Source organism: Haladaptatus sp. HS23, from assembly GCF_056892285.1.
This window is the reverse complement of record NZ_JBXGLH010000015.1, coordinates 1-19,992: the sequence shown is the minus strand read 5'-3', so window position 1 is coordinate 19,992 and position 19,992 is coordinate 1. Positions and strand designations below refer to the sequence as shown.

At 53.7% G+C, this 19,992-nt stretch carries 13 protein-coding genes and 2 pseudogenes; 11 read left to right on the top strand and 4 right to left on the bottom strand.

The features are described 5' to 3' along the window. Nucleotides 1-35 precede the first annotated feature (35 nt). The 10 genes and pseudogenes from AC1XDK_RS25875 to AC1XDK_RS25830 all read left to right on the top strand — a co-directional run bounded on the left by AC1XDK_RS25875 (nt 36) and on the right by AC1XDK_RS25830 (nt 10,707). On the top strand, nt 36-683 hold the full coding sequence (locus tag AC1XDK_RS25875) for a helix-turn-helix domain-containing protein (RefSeq protein ID WP_483352949.1): 648 nt from the start codon (nt 36-38) through the stop codon (nt 681-683). Nucleotides 684-777: 94 nt separating this feature from the next. Beyond that, complete coding sequence (locus AC1XDK_RS25870) at nt 778-2,697, top strand: ABC transporter substrate-binding protein (RefSeq protein ID WP_483352904.1); 1,920 nt, start codon at nt 778-780, stop codon at nt 2,695-2,697. 25 nt (nt 2,698-2,722) lie between these two features. Continuing rightward, nucleotides 2,723-3,955 carry a CaiB/BaiF CoA transferase family protein gene (locus AC1XDK_RS25865; protein WP_483352903.1) on the top strand — a complete coding sequence of 411 codons (1,233 nt, stop codon included), beginning with the start codon at nt 2,723-2,725 and terminating at the stop codon, nt 3,953-3,955. Continuing rightward, nucleotides 3,948-4,805 carry an HpcH/HpaI aldolase/citrate lyase family protein gene (locus AC1XDK_RS25860; protein WP_483352902.1) on the top strand — a complete coding sequence of 286 codons (858 nt, stop codon included), beginning with the start codon at nt 3,948-3,950 and terminating at the stop codon, nt 4,803-4,805. Before AC1XDK_RS25865 ends, AC1XDK_RS25860 begins: the two co-directional genes overlap by 8 nt. Next, nucleotides 4,802-5,794, top strand: coding sequence for an ABC transporter permease (locus tag AC1XDK_RS25855; RefSeq protein ID WP_483352901.1), 993 nt, complete (start codon nt 4,802-4,804; stop codon nt 5,792-5,794). The genes AC1XDK_RS25860 and AC1XDK_RS25855 overlap by 4 nt, the downstream gene beginning before the upstream one ends. Then, on the top strand, nt 5,794-6,699 hold the full coding sequence (locus tag AC1XDK_RS25850) for an ABC transporter permease (RefSeq protein ID WP_483352900.1): 906 nt from the start codon (nt 5,794-5,796) through the stop codon (nt 6,697-6,699). The genes AC1XDK_RS25855 and AC1XDK_RS25850 overlap by 1 nt, the downstream gene beginning before the upstream one ends. Further along, nucleotides 6,696-8,777: a dipeptide ABC transporter ATP-binding protein gene (locus tag AC1XDK_RS25845; RefSeq protein ID WP_483352899.1), complete on the top strand. Its 2,082-nt coding sequence runs from the start codon at nt 6,696-6,698 to the stop codon at nt 8,775-8,777. The genes AC1XDK_RS25850 and AC1XDK_RS25845 overlap by 4 nt, the downstream gene beginning before the upstream one ends. A gap of 604 nt (nt 8,778-9,381) precedes the next feature. Beyond that, a pseudogene (locus tag AC1XDK_RS25840) lies at nt 9,382-9,886 on the top strand (Tm-1-like ATP-binding domain-containing protein); the annotation flags it as partial. Nucleotides 9,887-9,938: 52 nt separating this feature from the next. After that, nucleotides 9,939-10,310: a hypothetical protein gene (locus tag AC1XDK_RS25835; protein ID WP_483352898.1), complete on the top strand. Its 372-nt coding sequence runs from the start codon at nt 9,939-9,941 to the stop codon at nt 10,308-10,310. Nucleotides 10,311-10,461: 151 nt separating this feature from the next. Then, nucleotides 10,462-10,707, top strand: coding sequence for a PRC-barrel domain-containing protein (locus AC1XDK_RS25830; protein WP_483352897.1), 246 nt, complete (start codon nt 10,462-10,464; stop codon nt 10,705-10,707). Nucleotides 10,708-11,329: 622 nt separating this feature from the next. Here AC1XDK_RS25830 and tnpA read toward each other — a convergent pair. Continuing rightward, a pseudogene (gene tnpA, locus AC1XDK_RS25825) lies at nt 11,330-11,554 on the bottom strand (IS200/IS605 family transposase); the annotation flags it as partial. Between the two features lie 350 nt (nt 11,555-11,904). Between tnpA and AC1XDK_RS25820 the strand changes: the two are divergent. Further along, nucleotides 11,905-12,135, top strand: a complete 231-nt coding sequence (locus tag AC1XDK_RS25820) for a hypothetical protein (RefSeq protein WP_483352896.1) — start codon at nt 11,905-11,907, stop codon at nt 12,133-12,135. A 917-nt stretch (nt 12,136-13,052) separates the two neighbouring features. Here AC1XDK_RS25820 and AC1XDK_RS25815 read toward each other — a convergent pair. The 3 genes from AC1XDK_RS25815 to AC1XDK_RS25805 all read right to left on the bottom strand — a co-directional run bounded on the left by AC1XDK_RS25815 (nt 13,053) and on the right by AC1XDK_RS25805 (nt 18,298). Next, complete coding sequence (locus AC1XDK_RS25815; protein ID WP_483352895.1) at nt 13,053-13,544, bottom strand: PH domain-containing protein; 492 nt, start codon at nt 13,542-13,544, stop codon at nt 13,053-13,055. Between the two features lie 94 nt (nt 13,545-13,638). Beyond that, nucleotides 13,639-14,421, bottom strand: a complete 783-nt coding sequence (locus AC1XDK_RS25810) for a TrmB family transcriptional regulator (RefSeq protein ID WP_483352894.1) — start codon at nt 14,419-14,421, stop codon at nt 13,639-13,641. Further along, the gene (locus AC1XDK_RS25805) at nt 14,414-18,298 is read right to left on the bottom strand and encodes an MMPL family transporter (RefSeq protein ID WP_483352893.1); all 3,885 of its coding nucleotides are present in this window, start codon (nt 18,296-18,298) and stop codon (nt 14,414-14,416) included. Before AC1XDK_RS25805 ends, AC1XDK_RS25810 begins: the two co-directional genes overlap by 8 nt. Nucleotides 18,299-19,992 lie beyond the last annotated feature (1,694 nt).

Here is a 19,992-nt window from a genome sequence, read left to right as displayed (position 1 = left end):
TTCGTGTCGAGTTCCGAACGATACCCCACGGAATCATAGAGCAAGTCTCGTCCCGAATTGAGGGCGTTCGGAGTATCGAACTCGACAACGCGTTCTACATCGAGGATGGCAACTGGATCGAGTCGTTCACTGTTTCGACGACCGAGCGTGTGGACTTCGAGGACGTTTGTTCGGACATCTCGGGTGCTGACTTCATCCACGCCCGAGAAATCCCGACTGGACCGAGTAACGTGCACGTGGACCGGGTGATGCTCGTTGCAAACGAACCGTATCCCTTTATTCTCGGCATCGTCCTCCGTCAAGAGGCGATTCCGAACCGCATCGTCCTCACCGGCGAGACGTTAGACGTTATCGCGACGGCACGGGATTGGGAACTGTTCCGCAAAATCGCCGACGAAGTTCAGGAGAAACTCGACGGGTTTGAGCTGAAAAGCGTCTCGGAAATCGAGAATCCGGGGGAGCCGCTGGACAGCGGGCGACTCTCGGAACTCCTCGTGAACAAACTGACGGAAGACCAGTTGTCCGTGCTTGGAACCGCCTACGAGATGGGATATTTCGACGTTCCACGGCAAAAATCTTCCGCCGAGGTCGCCGAAGCGCTTGATATTAGCCAATCGACATTCAGTGAGCGCTTGCGTCGCGCGGAACGGAACCTCTTCGAATTGATATATGGTCAACAATAATGCTGAACCGGTGATCAGTATTTAAAGTGCGATATATATCGAATAGATACGTGAGTAATACCATTGAAATGGCCTTCTACTACCCGGGTGGACCATGGCAGAGAAACCCACGCGTACCACCCGTCGGACCTACCTACGACTCTCCACGCTCGTAGGGACCGCGGGTCTGACGACGTTGGCAGGTTGCAACGGAAGTAACGGTAACAAGAACGACAACGCGGACGGCAAGGGCAACGACGCGAAAGCGAACGTACCAGACGGGACACCGAAGAGCGTCGAGACGAAATACTGGCACGATTGGACGACGGTCGATGCGAAGAACCCTCCGCTTGAGTACACCGCAACGGCCGGTGCGGCCCTCGACCCGATTCCGGTCGAGTTTTCGAGCGAAGACGACCCGTGGATGCGCGAACACGCGCTCATGATCAAACGCGCGTTTGGCGACCTCGGGGCTTCGGTGTCGCTCAACGACCGGCCGCTCAACCAACTCTACGCACAGAGCTGGAATACGCCCGGTCTCCAGGCGATGGTGTCGATGAGTACGCACGGGCCAGACCCGCAACGCGGTCTCGACCCCAATCCGCTCCTGATGCGACGCTCCAAGGACAGTCCCTCCAACTACGATAACTACTTCAATCCCGAGTTGAACGAGGTCTTGGACAAACAGCGGACGGTGACCGGAAACGAGAAGAAACGGAAGAAACTCGTCGACAAAGCCGAGAAGATATTCGCCGATGACGTCGGCGGTCTCATCAGCATTTTCCCGAACGTCATCACGGCCGTGAACACGAAAAAGTGGAAGGGATACGTGAAAACGCCCGGAAACGGGCCGACCGGGGACTCCTTCCAGTGGACGGAGGTAAACCTCCAGCCGAAGACGGACCAGAAGACGTACGTGAAGGGGTCGACGACCTCGATGAACTCGTTGAACCTACCGTGGTCCTCCGGCGGGCCGGAGGAAAAGCGGCTCAAGTTCATCTACGACGGTCTCTACGACGCGACTCCCGCCCTCGAAGTCGTCCCGGCCCTCGCGACTGGCGGCGGCTTCGTCGACGACACGACCGTCGAACTCGACCTTCGAAAGGGCGTCAAGTGGCACGACGGCAAGCCGTTCACCGCCGAGGACGTGAAGTTCACGGCCGACCTCTTCATCGAACACTCCTCGACGAGTCAAACGGCCTTCTACGAACCGATAAAAAGCACCGATGTTCTCGGCAAACACAAGGTTCGATTCAACCTGAAGCGTCCGGATGCCGCCTTCATGACCCAGCGCGTCGTTCGGAGCGTCATCATTCCGAAGCACAAGTGGAAGGACGTCGATAACCCCTCGCAGTACAACCCACAGCAACCAGTCGGGACGGGTCCATTCGAGTTCGGGAACTGGGACCAGGGGTCGAAATTCCAAGTCACTCGAAACGACGACCACTGGATGTTCGACGACGACTGGCGCGCGAAACACCTCGGCGACCAAGCCGCGTCCGGCCCGGGAATCGACGGCTTCGTCTGGGTGAACGTCGGGAACATCGACTCGATGATCGGTGCACTCCAGCAGGGCAAAATCGACGCCATCGCGACGACGCTCTCCAACCAGCAGGCTCAACGAGCGTCGTCCACGGGCAGTATCGAGAAAGTCGTCTCGAAGAACTTCGCTCCTCTTGACGTGAAACTCATGTGGTCGTGCCCGCTCATCCGAGACAAGGAATTCCGCGTCGCGCTCGCCAAGGCGACCGATAAGAAGGGCTTCGTGAAGAATGTCCTGCAGGGCCGCGCGACGATACCGAACGGCGAGAACCCCATCTCTCCGCTGACGCCGTGGTACAACGAAAACACCACCGATTACGGATACGACGCGGACACGGCAAAGAGCATCCTGAAAAAGGCGGGATACACGTGGGACGGTAACGGCAACCTCCGGTTCCCGAACGGTAAAGCGTGGGGTGCATTCGTCGAACGAATCCAAAACGGAAACGCCCACAAGCGGCGAAAAGACCTCGGTCAGAAGGACTTCTCGTAAACCCCTCACCACATTTCATCATACAATGTCACAGATACAACCATTGGACGGCGTCACGGTCGTCGATTGTGCATCCCTGTATGCGGGCCCCCTCACGGCGATGTATCTCGGCGACTTCGGCGCTGATGTGCTGAAGATAGAACACCCCGTGAACGGCGACGCGCTCCGCGAGTTCGGCGACTACGAGGAACCACTGTCGTTCCAGTGGGTCAATCGAAACAAAAAGAGCGTGCCGCTCGATCTCCACGACGAGCGCGCCCAAGACTTGCTGTGTGAACTCGTCTCCGATGCCGACGTGTTCGTCGAGAACTTCCGCCCCGGAACGCTCGAACGCTGGAATCTCGGGTGGGACGACCTCTCCGAGGTGAACCCCGGACTCGTGATGGTTCGGACGACCGGTTTCGGTCAGACCGGACCGTACCGGAACCGCCCCGGATTCGGCACCCTGACCGAGGCGATGAGCGGCTACGCCTACGCGACCGGAGAGGCCAACGGACCGCCGACCCTCCCTCCGGTCGCGATGGCGGACACCGTCTGTGCCCTCCACTCCGCATTCGCCGTGATGCTCGCACTCTACTGGCGCGACGTCGGTGACGGGACGGGACAGTACATCGATGCGGCTATCTTAGAGGCCATGTTCGGGGTTCTGGGCGACCACGTCACGGAGCACGGAACCAAGGACATCGACCATCGGCGCTCCGGGAATCGTAGCGGACGAACGGCCCCTCGGAACACCTACCGCACGGCCGATGACCGCTGGGTCGCCATTTCGGGGAGCGCCCAGAGCATCGCCGAACGCATCCTCCGAATCGTCGGCGGTGAGGAACTCGTCGCCGACCCCCGTTTCCGGACGATGGAGGACCGATTTACGAACGTCGACGAACTCGACGCTATCATCGCCGAATGGATGGCCGAACACACGCGCGAGGAAGTCGTCACGATTTTCGAAGAACACGAGGCCGCCATCGGGCCGGTGTACAACATGAAAGATATCTACGAAGACGAACACTTTCAGGCACGGGACGCCATCATCACCGTCGGCGACGACAATCCGAACACGCCGGAGGGCGGACTTCCGATGCGCGGCGTGTTTCCGAAACTGTCGGAAACACCTGGAACCATCGACCACGTCGGCCCCGAACTCGGTGCCGACGCGTTGGACGTGCTCACCGAACAGACGTCGGCCACCGCGTCCGACGTTCGGGAACTCGCCGACGCCGGTGTCACTGCGACGGAACGGGAGGGTGACGATGCCTGACCGGCTTCGGCGGTCGCTTCTGTACACGCCGGCCGACGACCGTGGAATGATGGAGAAAGCGGCGACGACCGACGCGGACGCCGTCATCTTCGACCTCGAAGACGCGATTCCCGAGGGGGCGGTTCCCGAATCACGCGAGCGAATCGCTACCGTCACTGAGGACACCGACTTTGGGACGACGGAGGTGTGTGTCCGTATCAACGGCTCGCACACGAACCACTGGTTGACCGACCTGCGTTCTGCGACGACCGCCGACGGCGTCCACACGGTCATCGTTCCGATGGTCGAATCGCCGGACGAACTCCGAACCGTTACCAACGTCGCGCGGACGGCGGACGGACGGACGCCCGAACTCCTCGTCATCACCGAAACGCCACGCGGCGTCGCTGCGGCCCACGACATCGCACGCTGTGCGGCGAAACTCGACCCCGTAACTGGATTCTCGTACGGATTCGGTGACTACACGAAGGCCATCGGTGCGACCGGTCGTCCCGATTCGGTTCGGGACCGACTCGAACACACCACGGTCGAAGCCGCCGCGGTCGGTGGTCTCGACCCCCTCGCGTCCGTGTATCAGGACTTCCGAGACGAGGACGGACTGCGAGCATGTGCCGAGCGGGCCCGCGAAATCGGTTTCGTCGGGATGAAAGCGATTCACCCCGCCCAAATCGAGACACTCAACGGCGTGTTCACGCCGACACAAGAGGACGTCGAGCGAGCACGGACGTTTGTCGAGACGTTCGATGACGACGAGCGCGACTCCCTCGTCGTGGACGGCATCTTCCTCGATACGGCTATCGTCGATCAGTATCGGACGGTTCTCGACCGACACGAGGAGGTGTCGGCATGAGCAGCTTCCGCCGATTTCTGCTCAAGCGGGTCGCTATCGCGGCGCTGTTGACGTTCATCGCCGTGACCATCATCTTCGGCGTCCTCCGCCTGTTGCCGGGGACGCCGTTCGAGGCGCTCGTCACGTCCGGCAACCTCACACAGGACCAGGTTCACCGAATCAAGTCGCTGTACGGCCTGAATCAGCCGATGTGGGTGCAGTACGTCACGTATCTGCAGAACCTGCTCACGTTCCACTTCGGCTACTCCATCCTTCGCAGTCGCCCCGTCATGGACATCCTCGCTCCGAAACTGGCGAACACGCTCATCCTGCTCGTTCCCGCGCTCGTTACGACGGCGATTCTGAGTTCGCTCGCTGGAATGTACGTCGGGTGGAATCGTGGGTCGAAGACCGAGAAGACGAGCATCGTGGCGACGACGTTCCTCCGCTCGACGCCGGTGTTCATCACGGCAATCCTCTTCATCATTTTGTTCGCCTATCGGCTGAACCTCGTCCCGGCGTTCGGAATGCGAAGCGTTACCGCCTCGCCCGATGGACTGGCGGATACGTACCTCTCCGTCGACTTCCTCCGGCATTACTTCCTCCCGTTCGTCGTGACCGTCCTCTTCTACAGCGGGGATTTCCTCTTGCTCGCACGCAACGGCGTCATCGAGAAGAAGGGGTCGGAGTTCCTGAAACTCCACCGCGCGAAGGGGCTCTCGGAGAACGAACAGCTGTTGCGCGCGGGACGGAACTCCCTGCTGCCGATCATCACGTACTTCGCGCTGCGTCTCGGGATGATATTCCAGGGGCTCATCCTCCTCGAAGTCGTCTTTGCGTGGCCGGGTATCGGACGAGCCCTCGTTCTCGCGATCCAACAGCAGGATTACCCGTTAGTACAGGCGGCGGTGTTCATCATGGCTCTCGCGGTCATCATCGCGAACCTTCTGGCGGACGTCCTCTACGCGTACTTCGACCCGACTGTTTCGGCCGCCGGAGGTGGTGTCTGATGAGTACCGTCTCTTGGAAGGAGCGTGCCTCGTCGCGCATCGACCAAGCCACCGACCAACTGACGTTCCTCGCGCGGGACCGACTCGCTCTCGCCGGACTCATCGTTATCGGGGTGTTCGTGTTCCTCGGGCTCTTCGGCCCGATGCTCGCACCGCACGACCCCATCGAGTACAACGTCCACGGGAGTAGCGGTTCCATCATGCGATTGGAGAGTCCAAACCCGGCGGCACCGTTCGGGACGACCGTCTACGGGAAAGACATCTTCAGTCAGTTCCTCGCCGGTGCCCGACCGACGCTCATCGTCGGCCTGTTCGGCGGCCTCGGAACGGGAATCATCGGGTTCTTGGTCGGTCTGTTCGCCGGATATTTCGGCGGTTGGGTCGACGAACTGCTGATGCGGCTCACGGACCTGACGTTCTCGTTGCCATTTATGCCGATGGCCCTCTTGCTCCTGACGTTCGTCACGCCCAACATCTGGCTGATCACGTTCATCCTCGCGGGATTCCTCTGGAAGATGCCCGCGCGGGTCGTCCGCTCCGAGGTGCTTACCGTCCGGGAGCGGACGTTCGTGAAGTCGGCACGTGCGAGCGGTGCCTCCGATTTCCGGACGATGTTCGTCCACGTCGCACCGAACGTGTTGCCCATCGGCTTTCTCTACACGGCATACGGTGTCTCGTGGAGCATCGCCGCGCAGGCGAGTCTCGCATTCTTGGGCTTCGGTGACCCCTCGACGACGAGTTGGGGGCGAATGCTCAGGCAGGTGTTCGAATCGGGGAACCTCCGCGTCGCTTGGTGGTGGGTTCTCCCACCGGCACTCGCGATTGCGGCGGTGACGACATCGGTGTTCCTCATCGGACGCGCGTACGAGGAGATAATCAACCCGGAGATACGATCAGACAAATGACTCTCATAGACGTCGAAGACCTCGAAGTCACGTACAGAACCGGAGACAAAGAGACCCACGCCGTCAACGGCATCTCGTTCAGCATCGACGAGGGTGTCAACTACGGCCTCGCGGGGGAGTCTGGGTCCGGGAAATCGACCGCTGCGGAGGCGATTCTCGGCCTGCTCCCCGACAACGGACACGTCGATGCGGGATCCATCGAGTTCAAGGGCCGCGAACTGACCTCGTTGTCGCCGAGCGAACGTCGTGACGTGCTGTGGGAGGAGATCGCATACATTCCCCAAAGCGCAATGGACTCCCTCGACCCGGTGATGTCGACGGGGGCACAGATACGACAAGCCATCCAGACGCACCGCAACGTTACGAAGGAAGGGGCACAAGAGCGTGTCCGTGAACTCTTCGACCTCGTCGGACTCGACCCGGGTCGTATCGACGACTATCCACACGAGTTCAGCGGCGGGATGCGCCAGCGCGTCACTATCGCCATGGCGCTCGCGCTCGAACCGGATCTCATCATCGCCGACGAACCGACGACCGGACTCGACGTCATCGTTCAGGACAAGATCATCGATAAGATACTCGAAATCCAAGAGCGGATGGATAGCTCGCTGTTGCTCATCACACACGAAATTGGTGTAATCGCGGAAACCTGCGAGGAACTGTCCCTCCTCTACGGCGGGAAGGTGATGGAACAGGGGAGCATGGACAACGTCCTCGTTAACCCGACGAACCCCTACACGATGGGGCTCAAGAACTCCTTCCCGGAGATAGAATCTAGCGAGGAACCGGTCTCAATTCCCGGGTCGCCGCCAAACCTCAACCGAGAACCGACGGCCTGCGTCTTTAAAGACCGGTGTCCGTTCGCGACGGAGGAGTGCGGACAATCCCATCCAGACCTCGTCGACCTCCCGAACCGAAATCACCGGTCGGCGTGTCACCACGTCGCGAAAGCCGCGACGATGCGACGCAATGCGAAGGAACCGGAGACGTGGGGAATCACCGTCGACGAGAAAGAAGACGCCGGTACCGGGGAGGTCATCCTCGAAACGCAGGGTCTCGAAAAGTGGTATGAACAGAGCCAGTCCCTTGTGAGCAAATTCCGTGGCCATGAGCCCAATCACGTGCGGGCGGTCGACGGGGTGTCGTTGTCCGTCCGTCGGTCTGAAATCCTCGGTATCGCCGGCGAGAGCGGTTGCGGAAAGTCAACACTCGGTGAGACTATCGCGCTGCTCACACAGCCGACCGACGGTGAAATCACGTTCAACGGCAAATCGCACGAGCACTACCAAGATGGGAACATGAAGGAGTTCCGCCGGAACCTTCAGATAATCTTTCAGGACCCGTTCGACTCGTTGAACCCTCGACAGACCGTCCGCGACCTCGTCGGTGAACCGCTCACCATCCACGACTATCGAACCGACGAGAAGATCGAGGCGATCACGGAGACGCTCGAAACGGTCGGCTTGACGCCCGCAACGAAGTTCCTCGACCAGTATCCACACGAACTGTCTGGGGGGCAACGTCAACGCGTCGCAATCGCTCGGGCGCTCATCGTCGACCCCGACTTCCTCATCTGCGACGAACCCGCTTCGATGTTGGACGTCTCACTCAAGGTCAACCTCCTCAATCTGCTCCGACGACTCGCCGATACGGAGGACATCGGAATCATCTACATCTCTCACGACTTGGCCAGTCTCGTTCAGGTCTCCGACCGACTGGGAATCATGTATCTCGGTCGCTTCGTCGAGACGGGGGACGTCGACCGTATCGCCGACAAGCCGAAACACCCCTACACGAACTCGCTTCTGTCGGCGACACCTGCGAAAGACCCCTCCATCGACCGGACGCGGGTACTTCTCGACGGGGAACCGCCGAACCCCGTCGACCTCCCGACAGGATGTACGTTCGCCCCTCGGTGTCCCAAAGCGTCCGAGGAGTGCCGACGCGAGGAACCCGGCCTCGACGAGGCTCGTGAGGAAGACCACATGGCTGCGTGCTACTATCCCGAGGACAATGTGGATCAACCGACCGTTCTCGACGACGTTCAGTCCACCAACAGCGAAGGCATGAGCGACTAACCGGAGAGCTGTCGACCACAAAGAGTTTGACGGTACTATCGATCAGCATCTCTGTCGACTATCCTCGTTTTTCCGTTCCCTGTGGGGCGTATGGCCCCTCTTATGTGCCCTGTGGAGACCATCTGTCGAGTCACGACTACGCTCTGTCCTAATTGATTCATCGTTAACAAGTCAAGAAAGTCCCCAGTATGAAGAACTCGAATTTACAGTCACGGCCTGGGGTGTTCGCGCTTGAAACGCGAGTCTGACAAATCATCGCTGAGCACGAATACCCCTTTACAGGTTTAACGGGCGCAATGCCACATCCTTGGTCATAATTGGACGGGAACCAGTGAGGGAGGACGCGAAAGCGTCCGTCGCTCCTGGGGAAACGCGCAAGCTTACTATCTACTTCGTGGATTCCCGCGTCTTTCGGCGCGGGAGCATATCAATATCTGCAATGGGATTCCCTTTCCCTTGGATGTCTATTGATATAGATTATGATTGGGCGTGCAAACATTGAATCGCAAGTCGACTGTCGCTCTTGCAAGCAGCCGCAGACAACTTTCTCGTCGCTGACGGACAGTGAGCGTCATGGGCTTAGTGGCTATCCGCGTTGAGGCTCGTCACCACGACCGAGTGGACAGACGAACTGGTCGGTGGTGTGTTGAACGCCGGTCCAGAGCGTCTTGAAGCGGCAGGAGACGTTGGAATCCCACAAGTCGTCTCCACGGGTACCCTCGATATGGTCAACTTCGGGCTTCCTGATTCAGTCCCTGAGGAATTCGAAGGGCGACAGTTCCACATCCATAATCCACAGATAACGCTGATGCAGACCACTGCCGAGGAGAACGGCGAACTTGGACGAATCGTCCTGAGAAACTCAACGACGCATCCGGCCCAACGACGCTTGCGTTACCGCTCGGTGGGGTTCCATGCTTGACGTCGAGGGCGAAGACTTCGACGACCCGGACGCGGATGCAGGACTCTTCGAGTCAATAAGGGAACACCCCGACGAAGTCGAACTGCTCGAACTGGATTCAGATATTAACACCGATGCGTTTGCAGAGAGGATAGCGAAGAAAATCGACGAGTACATGCACGCCGTCGGTGGCGCACCACCGAAGTAAGCCACCTACGAGCGTACCACCTTTTTGACTTCGCTTGAAGCGGAATATGGAGGTGCTGGGACTCGGTGTCGATGTTGGCGAGGTCGAGACAGGTGGTGTCCGCAAACTTGTTGATGACCTCGTGAATGAATCTGATTCACTCGCTGTGACATATCCCGACGATTGGCAGGTCGATGATGCTCCTTTCACCTGGGGCGAGCGGACCGACGATTTCGCCGAGTTGGTTTCCTCGCCAGATGCCAGCGGTGGTCCCATCGCACCTGACCTCAGGATTTCTCATACGCGCATCGGTGACGGTGTTCTGGTCGAGGTCGCCAACTACGGCGATTGGTCCGTCACCTACAGACGGTCCAACGGGGGAGCGAGTCTCGACGTGACGCTCGCACAGGGGTCGCCGTTCGTCTACAGAAGGAAGGCAAGGTAATTGAGCGTTTCTTTGATTCCGTGGAGGATCGTCCTCGGATATGTGGTGCTTTCGACTTCACCAATATTGTAGCCTTGGCACTTGTCAGAATTCATAACAGAAAAGTGGATGTGGGGATTACTTGTACTAGTACTTTTAATATTCGGAGTGAATGACAGAGGTTTTCGCCATGAATTTAATTGGGAAGACAGTAGTTGAAACGCAAGGCACCATTATTGGAGAAGTTTCTGATATTACAACAAATACAAAAACGGGAACGGTTTTGAATTTTCTGACAATACCAGATAGTGAAATCGATCAGGAGGAGATAGAAATAGTTTCAGATGAGGATGGTTTCTTCCAGTTGCCAATCGAGTGCGTTTGCGCTGTTCAGGATAATATTGTCGTAGAACTATGACTATCCGAGTATAAAACAGGACATACACGATTAGTGTATACATCTGGTCCTATCTCGATATTCCTCAAAAAGTAGGGACGAAGAATAAAGTTCCCACGTAACGGATCTCAATTGCGGTTTCGTTCAGGCCGCGTGGGGCAAGAGAAAATCCGGATCACGGTCATGTGGACTGTGTTTTGCCAATATGCAAACCGGTATTATAATCCAGTCCAGAGTCATTGTCGTCGGGAGAAGTCTGATCTGCCTAACCATCCCGGTATTTAGTGAGGGCAACCACTCACGAACATTGTGTGAGTATAAACCCAGATATTGGCAAATAATTGTCCATTCTTTGGAGTGCCTCCTACGGACAAATAAAAACAGAAAAGCAACAGATCGAGTTGAAACTCACAGTCAACCTTACCGAGACCACAAAAGATTTAACTATTTGCCCATGACAACCTATTGTCGGGTAGATCACGAAGACATTAGCTTACTCGACATTTCGTGAGGGAGTTTGGAAGGCACCCTCACGAGTCCTTGTACCAAATGAGCGCTGTCTGCGTGGTTTCTAAAGAAAATATAGCGAGAGTTCCACGGGTTACCTGACCCGTGGGTGAATCGCGTACACTGATTCGTCCATTCATGCGTGATGGGTTTCGTCGATATACCGTTGTACTACATCATCCGAAATATCTCCGGTTGTTCCGACGTAGTAGCCGTCTTTCCACAGACCACTCCCCCAGAAGTATGCCTCTTTCAGCTCAGGGTGTCATTCCAGTATCGTCTTTCCCCAGTACCCCTTGAATTGCTTGGCGACTTCTAAAGGACTGTGAGACGGGTCCACTTGTACGAACAAGTGAACGTGGTACTCGTCGGAAAGGCCGGTTCACGTGCCTGAACGACGACTGTTCGCTTCAACAGGACCATTCCGACCGGAACGCGAGCGTGAACGTTGCATGGCGTGGCGTTCGGCGTATATCGAGTGACGATGAACAGGACGATAATTACCGCACTCGCAAAACCCAGCCATCGGTGAGGTTGGAGCCTGTGCGGGTCGGTGCGCAGCGTAAACCGTCCGACCTCATCCGTGCATACTGCGAAGCACGGGGTGTTGAACTGAAGGAATTAGAAAAGCCGCCGGTCACCCGATCCGTGGTTGTTTATTCATGAATATCACATCAAAGGGTTTGTACCAGTCCTATTCAAACTCATCCTATGGCAGACTCACATGAGGAATTACTTCAGCAGTTGAACGAGATTCAAGCGACACGGGGTATTGAGACCGAAACGCGGAAAGTAATTGGGGCTCTCGGCGAAACAGTTAGCACGCTTACCGAGGAGATTGACGAACTTCAACAGCGCATCGTGGAGCTAGAAGAGGTGGTCGAGAATAACGGACAGCACAAGAAGGACAACAGAAAAATGGAGTGGTATTCGGAGCGCTGATTCTATACTACCGTCTCCTGCTCCACTTTTCAATCCCGATAGAACGAACGGACTCCCTGTCACTACCTTCTGTAGATAAAGCTGTGAAACCGTATTCTCGGATTACTCTGTATCTTCAACTCGCGATCGAAGATATGCTCCGATACCAGTGATTCCGTCAATACTGTCGGATAAATGTATTGATACAGAAAAACAGTCATTCTGTAGTGGTGTCTCGTTGTCGTTGGCCTACTAGGAAGTTCTCGGGGACCATTCGTTAGAACGTGTTCGATTTCTCATGGCTATCGGATGTTGACAAGAGATTGTAGTGCAGACCTTTGCTTCAGGCGAAGATTGAACGATAGGCCAGGCCGACACACCGTCATCGATGGCCAGGGCAGATCTCGCACATCGGTACGTATGCGCTTCCGTACTGCCCGTTTTTATCTGCTACTCCTAGGGAGTGAGTCATACCAGAGAACACACGTATGCCGATGACTCGGTCTGAGATGAGGCCTGTTTGACCGGGCCACAATCCTATCACGGGAGTCAAATTGTAAGGTTCCCTCGTTGTATCGCAGGTTCCTGTGAAAGTACGGGTTGAAACCTCGAAGGACGCTGGCCGATACCCCAAAGGAGATTCCACGTCCGTTAGGTCGTGGAGGTGGATAATTTTCTGACTCGCTGTTCATTCTGCCGTTTCAGAAAGGATTCCGATGCCACCAAATCAGCGTGTACCTTGAAACCACCCGGGCACGTCAACGAGTCCTCGCGACGAACTGTTTCTTTACAGAAGTGCAAGGAGAATGCCCCGAGTCGATTCACAGCTGGCAGACTTGTGACATTTCTAATTCGTCCACGCCTCAAACTTTTTCTTGACTGCGATCCTGTCCCCTAGCAGACGCTTTTGAAGCGAGAAGACCGGGCTTGATCCGGAGTTAATTAACCTGATCAAGCTGTTCAGTAAGGAGACGATTGACGGTTTGAGGCTCTGGAATATCCTTGAATACAAGATCAATCGTACTACTGCCGGACGTATAAATCGTCACATCGCCATGTGCGAGCAATTTCTCGAGGAATGATTGTGAAAAGGTCGTGTTCTGAATACGCCCAAGACGAATCTGCACCACATCTGTCGATAGCAGCCCGCTTTTCTTGTATACCTCTTCCGTTGTCAACACGTACCATTGGCTTCGCCAGCGGAGATACGTGAATCCAAGGAAGATTATTCCTCCGATAGAGAGGATAGGACCAATCCACCAGATAATTGAATCACGTGGGAGCCACGCCATCAATCCAATACCGCCGACTACAAGTAACAGACTTATGATAATCGATGGAGCGCTTAGATAGAGACTGGGATGACCTTTCCAAAGAATGGTTTCGTCATCGGTGAGATGGAGCCATTCAGTCGTGAATCTATTAGACATGGGTAGCCATCGGTTCTTTGCTCGTATATCTTTTTCCACTATTGCACCTAGAATTCAATGCGATTTTCCCCCACCGTTAACGGCGGGGAGGATGTCACGCCTCGATGAATTTCGAAAACCAAGTCTCCAGAAGGCTGATCAAGATACTCGCAAACCCCGTACCATCACTCCAGAAGGCAACTTCGTTCTGCGTCTCATCCCGCTGGGCTGGGACAAGGACACTCATCAGGATAATATTTGAGTCGATTGCTAGAACTCGTCCGCTCCGATCGTCAGTCCCATCTTTAGGCTTGATCGAGGTGTGATGCGCTTCCAGATTTCGGTCTTCAAAGAGCTCACAAACGGCTGGGTTTCCACTTGTAATGAGAATGTCAACATTTGCAGCTTTCGCGCATCGAAGTGCATCAGTTATATCCTTGGTTACCATTGACGGTTCGCGAGCGGCAAAAATAATCCGCTGGTTCGCACTGCTGATGAGTTGAGCGACACGATCACTAATCGTCTTTTGACCCTTGATTGTCCAGATATCCTCTTGGGTTTCAGCTTCGTCGATCGGTTGTTGTTGCAGGGAACTGAGTGCATCAAACGCACGATCTTGCTCACGTTCGAGTTGTGCCTGTAAATGTGCACGTGCCTCATCAAGCCCCACTGCCCGGAATTGTTGTGGACTGGACTGCTGAACATCCACGAGTCCTGAGTCTTCCAACCCTTCAGCAGCGCCATACACTTGTGAGCGAGGCACATCGCTATTATTCGCGATTTCACTTGCAGTCGCCTTTTCGATCGGTTGCAGAGCACAGAAGACTAATGCTTCATACTTTGAGAGTCCAAGCCGCTGAAGTGCGGCAGCCGCATCAGCCTGTGTTGGGTTAGTCATTTGTTACACCTACATCGTCGATAGTGGATTTATCTGCCGATTCAGAAGTCGTTGCACCACCGGGACCCAAATACCGGGTCCAGAGGGCAAGAAGACTTGGAAGCACAAAGACACTCGCTAGGAACGAGTAGATGATAGTAAGCCCTGTAATGATGCCGAACTGCTGGAGTGGTGGCAAAATGGCGAACGCAAGGACACCAAAGCCACCAACGGTCGTCGCCGCACTGCCGAGAAGTGCCCCTCCAGTCCCAGTGACACTCTTACGCATCGCAACCCACACGGACGCCTGCTCGTCGAGTTCGTGGATATAGCGCTCACTGAGATGAATACTGTAGGCGATGCCCAGTCCTACTGTGAGACTGGTGATTAGCCCGGTGATCACGTTGAACGGGATCCCGAGGACGAACATCGTTCCAAGGATCCAAGAGACACTGAACGCCACTGGGAGCATCGTGATGAACCCAAGCGTCGCACTCCCATGCAGGAAGTAGTATGTGATCATCAGGAAGACGAATGTTGCACCAAGTGTGATCAAGAGACTCTCGATGACAGAGTTGAGCAGCTGATCTTGAACGATCTTGAAGATGATCGACTGGCCCGTTGCGACTGAGCTGAGATTACTACTTTGTTCGATAGTACCTGCAACGGTTTTCATCTGTTTGCTGACGGCATCATCACTAGCACTGCCCTTAATTGAGACCGTCATATGGATTGCTTTGTACTGACCGCCATCTGTCCGGTAGAGGACACCTTTCGCTTGGTCTGGTGCAACCGTAAATAGACTGTCATATACTGATTTCAGGTTACGGTCAGGGACATTATCCCCGTTGGTATCTGCATTCTCGAATGTTGTTTTGAACGATTCGTTCTCCTTTGCGACTGACTGCATAACCGATAGCGGACTCTGGATGTCCGGCTCTCCATTCGATAGAACAACTGTCGAGTCTTTTTTCGCTGCCTCATTTTCCGCCTTTTCGACTGTTTTGAGTGTCGTTGGCTGTGTTATGTCCCCACGTATCAGTATCTCCGCATTCGAGTCCTGACGGAGGAAGTTGTTGTTCACATATTCCAGTGAAGACTTCACTGTATACTCACCCGGAGCGAATGGCTCTGGTAACTCGGTCATTACTCCTGAAGGATTGCTCGCCAGGAAGTCTTCTTGTGAGAAGCTTGTGTCGACCTGTGATGCGCCAACGCCACCAAGAACGGTGAGAATTACGGCGATAGCAAGTACGATACGTGGTGCTTTGCGAGCTGCTGTCGCACCCCCGGCGAGTATCGCACCAAGCCGTCCACCGCCGGTCCCAAAGGCCCTCTTTTGCCGATCCCAACCACGAGCTTCTAAGAATGAATCGAGCTCGATTTTAATACCCGGAATCAGTACACCGAAGATGATGAGTGCGGCCGTAATTCCAACCGAACTCACGATACCAAACTGCCGAATCGGGGGTACGTCACTAACAAGGTTCGAAAGAAACCCGATTACTGCAGTAACGGTCACCAGGATCAACGCGATACCCAGACTCGATAACGTATCTCTCATCGATGCTGTCACGCCCTCAGTGCGGTCTCGCTCTTCACGATGTCGCATAAAGACGTGAATAGCATAGTCAATCGACAGCCCGATGAGTAACACCGGCACTGCGATGAAGATCTGATTGAAGTTAATACCTGCCCAGCCCATAAAGCCGAACGTCCAAACGAGGACGAGGGCGATACCGAAGAGCCCCAAGATGATATCGAGAAGATCCCGATAGGCAAATATCAGCACACCGAGAACGAAGATCACCGCCAGAGGGCCGACAATCAGAATACTGTCGCTCATCGAGCGCTGGGTTTCATCAGAGATAATACCGGTACCGAAGACAAGCGCATTTGATTGCTTCGTGTCGAATTGTTCATGTGCGATCGTCTGTATAACAAGCTGCGAATTCATGATCCGATCGCTTGCCGACTGGCTACTGGTACTGCTTCCTCCCTTTTGGGAGACAATGATCATCGTCGCATTTGAATCTGTGCTGCCAGCTTTATAGCTGGTTGGCATGAACGCGAAAGCACCACTGCCACCAGCACTGGAACCACCAAAGCTGGCGTTTTCTGCGAGAACAGTCGTAGTCGCGTTATCGATCTCCGACTGATTATGGGATTTAAGAATCGCCAGTTGTTTGGAAAGCGTAAAATTGGTTCCGTTCTGGAGCTTTTGTTGGTCGTTCTTGAGCTCTTGACCATCCTCTTTTAGGGATTTTTGAGCCTCTTCAAACTCTTCGAACTGGTTCTGAAGCAGTTTACCCTCTTCTTTGAGTTGTTCAGAATCATTCTCCAATTCCGTCTGAGCTTTTTTCAGTTTTTCAGACTCTGCTTGGAGTTGCTGAGAATCTTTTTTGAGTTGTTGGCCACGCTCTTTGAGCTCTTGAGAGTCCTCTTTGAGCTCGGCCTGCTTCGCCTGCAGGTCTTCTTTATCCTGTTTGAGCTCGATAGAGGCTTCCTGTAATTCTTTACCTTCTTGTTTCAATTGCTCAGATTGCTCTTTGAGCTCAGCCTGGTCTGCCTGCAGCTGTTCGCCTTTCTGCTCGAGTTGCTCAGATTGCTCTTTGAGTTCTGCTTGATCAGCTTGCAGCTGTTCACCTTTCTGCTTAAGTTGCTCAGATTGCTCTTTGAGCTCTGCTTGGTCTGATTTGAGTTCGGTTGCCTGCTGCTCAAGCTGTTGAGCATCTTCGGTGAGCTCCTGTTGATCCTGTTGGAGAGCAATTGATTCATTCTCGAGCTGAGCTCGGTTAGATTCTAATTCGGCTTGTTTTTCGCGGAGGGAAGCAAGCTGTTGTTGGTATTCCGTGTCATTCAGAGTCCCGTTTTGATGAGCCTCCTCAATCGTAGCCTGTCGTTCTTCCAGCTCTTGACCGCGTACGATCAGTTCTTGCTGTGTCTGATTCAATTCGTCGGCACGCTCTTGTAACTCTGCTCTGCGCTGTTCGAGTTCAGCCCGACTGTGATTGAGTTCTTGTGCGCGCTGTTGGAGCTCTTGGCCACGCTCTTGCAACTGAGCTTTGCTCTCATTGAGCTGTTGGGCCCGTTCTTGCAGTTCTTGACCCTCTGCCTGCAGTTGTGCTTTGCTTTCATTGAGCTGTTGAGCTCGTTCTTGGAGTTCCTGGCCTTTTGCTTGTAGTTGTGCTTTGCTCTCGTTGAAGTCATCGGACCGCTGTTGAAGCTGTTGTGCGCGTTGCTGGAGGCTTTCACCTGCTTCCTTGAGCGTTTCTCCACGCTGTTGAAGTTTTTCTTTACTCTCGTTGAGTTCGTCAGACCGTTGCTGGATCTTTTCGCCATGTGCCTGTAACTCCTCACCGCGTTCTTTCAGACGTTCGCCCCGTTGCTGAAGTTCCTTCTTGCTCTCGTTAAGCTGCTCAGAGCGATTTTGAAGTTGCTTGCCCCACTCTGTGAGGTTTTCTCGTCGTTGCTGGAGGTCATCAGCCTTCGATTTGAGTTCTTGAGCCTTATCTAGCTGAAAAACCGTCGAAGCGAGAATATTTGCAATACCGATTGTTGGTGACTCATCTGTAAGAGTCTCGTTTACTGTGCTGTTATTCCTCAGTCTTCGCTGTAATTTGATCTGGTTTTGGAGAGATCTTTTTGATAGCGTATTGTTATCCCGAACAATTACTTGAACGCTCGTTGTGTTGTTTGATCTCGTTGAAAAATTTTCGTTGATATAACTCTGGGCCTTTGCTGCTTGGCTGCTATCGCTTTGAAACGAATCCAGAGAAGATGATTGTCCTACCATCGACGCACCCGATCCGAGAATCAATGAAAAAACAAGCAGTGCTACAATAAGTAGCCGACTGTGCTTGATGATTCCCGCACCTAGCCGATCAGAGAACGACATCTTCACCACCTCTGCTAAGCCGTCTCAGTTGTGTTTGTAGTAAACTACTCACGGTTATGTTGTTATTCAATTACTTACACCCACTCTGATATACTTTCCGATATTTGAACGCCTAACCATCTCGATAGCAGTGAGACAGCTCCTGATTCGCACTGAGTAGTTGTAGATTGCTTGAACTTAGAACAGATTATGCGACGGAGAGAAAATTTCACAGTAAGATGTAATTTTGGTACTGTCAATACTAAAAGTGAAAATTGGGTATTAATAAAATAATCTCTGGGATATGAGTAGTTCTTCCACAGTAGAAATACGAAACCCAAACTACAGATGAGCCAATAGTCGAAGCGATCAATGACCGTAACTGAGGAACATGAATCTGAACCAGAGATACCACCGTATCAAGATATCATCCCGGATGTGATTGAACTCCTTTACCAACTATTGGATTCGAGTATATCGGCTACAAGTTTTCACACTCAAGGGGACTAGTAACCTGCTCTTCTTGATCAGGATACGCATAACAATAGGTTGTATCGTGGTTTGATTTCACATGGAGATCACACGATCACAAATCACGATGAATCACTTACTGTTCATCATTGGAGTCATTTTGTTTGCCATTGGAACAGGGCAGGTAATTGCTGTCTTTTGACAGAGCGAATATGCCTTGGTGATTTCGACGCGCTAAGAGATGGATGAACTGACTTGACCCTTCTCTCCCTGTGTTTACAGACCATTTTATTTTAATATAGATATATTCAGTAATTATCGTGGTGGCTATTTTTGGGTACTAATCGCACGTGTTCGCTGTGTTCAAGATGATCTCGTTACAGAGCGATGTTCATCTGGAGTGAAAGACATAGATGTCACAATTGGAGAAGTTGGCATTACAGACCACCCACAGAGTAATCCTCGCGCTTGAGCGCTGGGAGAATGTCAATTGCTGTGTGCCCATACTTGAGGAAAATCGATGTAGCAAATATCTCGTATCATGGAGCTGTGCCACACCGATCCAGGCACACAGCATTTATAAGAAGTATCCCAAAGTACTTCAAAGCTACTCTCCCGTGAAAAATTGCCTCCATTTTGAGGCCGAGTGTCTCGGGCTTGACTCGAGCCGGTTTACTAAATCCCATATCAAGTTGAAAGGGAGAGACTAGGTATGATCTCTTTGACTCACAATACAACGATATTTCTAAACTGAACGATTATTGCTTTATGTAATATTTACATACTTACTATATTTCGAATACACTTAACTTTTTCACTTAATCTGCCACAAAGCATTTACCACAGAATGTTTAATGATTGCATGTAGCGAGGGTGCTTTGACATCACCGGATCTGGAGCCATCACCCTGATCCATTCTTCGCTTTAGATTAATCCCTCCATTATTTTATTCCTGAAGCAGAAGGGTCAATTCACTCAGTCTCAATCGGCGTACTACACACTCGACACATATCTGACTGCCAGCTTACCGTCTTAACCACTGGCTGTTCTTTTTCACATCGCGGGCAGTATGCCTCCTTTTCGAGCACTTAGATTGGTTTTTGGAGTATAACAAGATAAGAATTTTCTCAGAATTCTACCATTTTAGTCCCCGCGGCACTGTCTAGTTACTTGACTTCGCACGTTAGACGAACATACCCTCGATCTGGTGCATTAGTTCGTCGGTGTTTTGATTCGGACTGGTG